This window comes from Ruminococcus sp. CAG:57 (assembly GCF_000435935.1).
In the GTDB taxonomy this organism is placed as follows: Bacteria; Bacillota; Clostridia; order Oscillospirales; family Ruminococcaceae; genus Hominimerdicola; species Hominimerdicola aceti.
On sequence record NZ_FR890711.1, the window covers coordinates 50,004 to 53,592 of the forward strand.

At 44.7% G+C, this 3,589-nt stretch carries 3 protein-coding genes; 2 read left to right on the plus strand and 1 reads right to left on the minus strand.

The genetic code is table 11. The features are described from left to right. Window positions 1-339: adenylosuccinate synthetase (locus QVO88_RS04405; protein ID WP_288177775.1), on the plus strand; the 339-nt coding region annotated here is incomplete at its 5' end. Window positions 340-385: 46 nt separating this feature from the next. Here the strand turns inward: QVO88_RS04405 and dprA are convergent. After that, a complete protein-coding gene (gene dprA, locus QVO88_RS04410; RefSeq protein ID WP_022287314.1) occupies window positions 386-1,273 on the minus strand; it encodes a DNA-processing protein DprA in 888 nt (295 codons plus the stop codon). 175 nt (window positions 1,274-1,448) lie between these two features. Here dprA and QVO88_RS04415 point away from each other — a divergent pair. Next, window positions 1,449-3,589: beta-glucuronidase (locus tag QVO88_RS04415; RefSeq protein WP_288177776.1), on the plus strand; the 2,141-nt coding region annotated here is incomplete at its 3' end.

Genomic DNA, 3,589 nt, shown 5'->3' on the forward strand with positions numbered 1-3,589 from the left:
GGCTGCCGTATCCAGGGCGCAACAGATGTTGCTTTCACAGTAGTTGACGTTCTTGGCTATCTTGACAAAATACCTGTATGCGTAGGCTATGAGATAGACGGCGAGGTAACAACAGACTTTCCTACAACAAGAAAGCTTGAAAAGGCAAAGCCTGTTTTTGAAGTTCTCGACGGCTGGAAGTCAGACATCAGGGGCATCAAGAAGTATGAAGATCTTCCTGAAAACTGCAAGAAGTATATCGACTTCGTTGAAAAGCATATCGGCTTCCCTATCACAATGGTTTCAAACGGACCAAAGAGAGAGGACATCATCTACAGAGAAAGCCCACTTTCAAAGTAATTTCAAATATCACAAAAGGCTGCGGCAAAAAGTCGCAGCCTTTTTTCTATATTTTTGCCTTGTTAAGGAGATAGAGGATATCTTTCGGTGAATAGACTTCTATTGCTCCGTCACGGAGAAGCGCACACTGTCCTGCGTATTTCTCGCTGAAAATGTCATGAGGCGGTATAACAAAAACGTCTTTATTCTGGGATAAAGCATGATTTACAGTATTCAGCGTGCCGCTGCGTATTCCTGCTTCAACCACAAGAACGCAATGTGAAAGTGCCGAAACAATGCGGTTTCTTATACGAAAATTCTCAGGAACAGGTCTTGCCTGCGGGAAAAATTCTGAAATAGCTACCCCATGTGTTGCTATCTCACGCTTGAAGCCCGTCCTGCCACGAGGATAATCATATTCTAGCCCACAGCCCATAACAGCTACAGTGCTTCCACCTGCACGCATCGCACTGCGGTGTGCGGCAGTGTCGATACCCATAGCAAATCCGCTTATGATATTTACTCCTCGCTCTGCAAGAAAACTTGAAAACTCCTCCGCCACGACTACAGAATAATCGCTTGGTTCTCTAGTGCCGATAATGGCAACGCTCTTTTCAATAGACAGACAGCTCACATCGCCACGGCAGAAAAGCACAGCAGGTGGACATTCTATCTGTTTCAACCGTTCAGGATAAAGAGGATCGTCAGGGGTGAGGATATATATACCCTTTTTCTCGCAGTATTCAGCCACCTGTTTCGCCTGAAAGAACGTACAGCAGGCTATCTTTTCAGCCTCCTGCTGAGTAACATATCCACAGCGCAGTGACAATAGATCATCGCACATTTCTTCAACGCTGTCATAATATGACATAACATCCCACAAACGCTTGTCCGCAGGTCCGAACGCAACATCGAGCCACAGCCACAACAGCTTTCTATCTGTATTTTCAAGCATTTTTCCCGCACCTCCAGTTGGCAGATTTCTTTTAATCTTATTGTATCATATTTTATTGTTAAAAACAACAAAATTTTATAGCATTTTGGTTAAATCAAAGGATTACTGTTGAAAAGGGCAATACCATATGTTATAATGGATATTGAAAATTTGAACTTGAAAGGATAGTTGCTTAATGATAAACAAGCTTGACCTCAGCGGTGAGTGGCTGCTGTGTCTTGACAAGGAATGTAAGGGTACTGACCTTGTTTTTGATGATACAATAAACCTTCCAAACACCACTTCCAACGCTAAAAAAGGCGAATACAATACTAAGAGAGAAACAGGCTTTCTTACAGACACATATAAATTTGAGGGCTTTGCATGGTTCAGAAAAAACGTTGACTTCTCTGCTCTGCAATGTGAAAATCTTAAACTTTATCTTGAAAGAACAAGAATAACTGAACTTTATATAGACGGCAAAAAGATAGGCAGGCAGGAGAGCCTTTGCACTCCGCACATCTATGACCTGAACGAGTATATCGGTACTGGCGTGCATGAAATGACTATCTGCGTTTCAAATGTTGGCTACAAGACCAAGGGCGGACACCTGACTTCACCTGACACTCAAACCAACTGGAACGGAATCACAGGACGCATCGAGCTTATAGGCTACAAAAACGCCCACGCTGAAAATGTTATGCTTTGGTGCGATATTCATAACAAGACAGTAAGAGTAACAGCCAACATAACAGGCGGAAAAAGCGGAAAAGCTGTCATAAGCGCTGAGAGTTTCAACAGCGAAAAAAGCCACACTCCTGAGGTGCAGAGCTTTGAATACACCGACGGCAAGCTTGACGCTTTATACAAAATGGGCGACGATTGCCTGCTTTGGAGTGAGCATGAGCCTAATCTCTACAAGCTGAGAATAGATATCGACGGTGACATGAGCGAGCATATCATCGGTATGCGTGAGTTCATGACTGAGGGTGGAAAGTTCACCATAAACGGAGAAAAAACCTTTCTCAGAGGAAAGCATGACGGCATGATATTCCCTAAGACCGCTTTTGCACCTACCGACCTTGAGGAATGGCTGAGGGTAATGAAGATATCAAAGTCATACGGCATGAACCACTACCGCTATCACACCTGCTGTCCCCCTGAGGCTGCGTTTGTCGCTGCGGATATGCTTGGAATTTATATGGAGCCACAGCTTCCTTTCTGGGGAACTATCACAGAAGAGGGCGAGGAAAACCACAATCAGGAGGAGCAGGATTTCCTCGTTGAAGAGGGCTTCAATATGCTGAAATTCTTCGGCAATCACCCTTCCTACTGCATGATGTCAATGGGCAACGAGCTTTGGGGTTCAAAGAAGATACTCAACGATATAATAGGCGGCTACAAGAAATTTGACAACAGACACCTTTACACACAAGGTTCAAACAATTTCCAGTGGTTCCCTAACGTTATAGAAAATGACGATTTCTTTGTTGGCGTAAGACTTGCAAACGACAGGCTTATAAGAGGCTCATACGCTATGTGTGACGCTCCACTTGGTCATATTCAGACTGACAAGCCTGCGGCAAATCACGATTATGACAGCATTATAAGACCTAAGAAGCAGGCAAGCTCCACGGAAATTTCAGAGGACGGCACTGTTCAGATACAGTACGGCACGACCATGAAAACTGTCAAGGCAAGCGATGCTGACGCAGATTTTATCCCTGAAGTGCCTATCGTTACTCACGAAATAGGTCAGTATGAAACTTATCCGAACTTCAAGGAGATAGAGAAATACACGGGCTCCCTTAAAGCCAGAAACTTTGAGGTATTCAGAGAAAGACTTGATGAAAAGGGTCTGCTTCCGCTGGCTGAGGATTATTTCAAATGCTCAGGCAAGCTTGCTGTACAGTGCTATAAAGAAGAAATGGAGGCTGTTTTCCGTTCAAGACTTCTCGGCGGTTTCCAGATACTCGATATTCAGGATTTCAGCGGTCAGGGTACTGCCCTTGTGGGTGTACTTGACGCATTCATGGACAGCAAGGGTCTTATCACCGACAGCGAATGGAGAGAGTTCTGCAATGACGCCGTTGTAATGGCACGCTTTGACAGCTATGTTTTCGAGGCAGGCAGCAGCTTTAAGGCCCACGCAGAGCTTTGCAATTACAGACCTGAGCTTAAAGGCGGCAAACTTATCTGCACCCTCGCTCTTGAAAGCGGCGAAGTAATCGGCAAGGTGGAAAAAGATTTTGTATCAGAGGGCAATTACACCGACATTTGCGACGCAGAGTTCACTTTCCCACAAGTCGAAAAGAACACAAAGGCTGTGCTTTCACT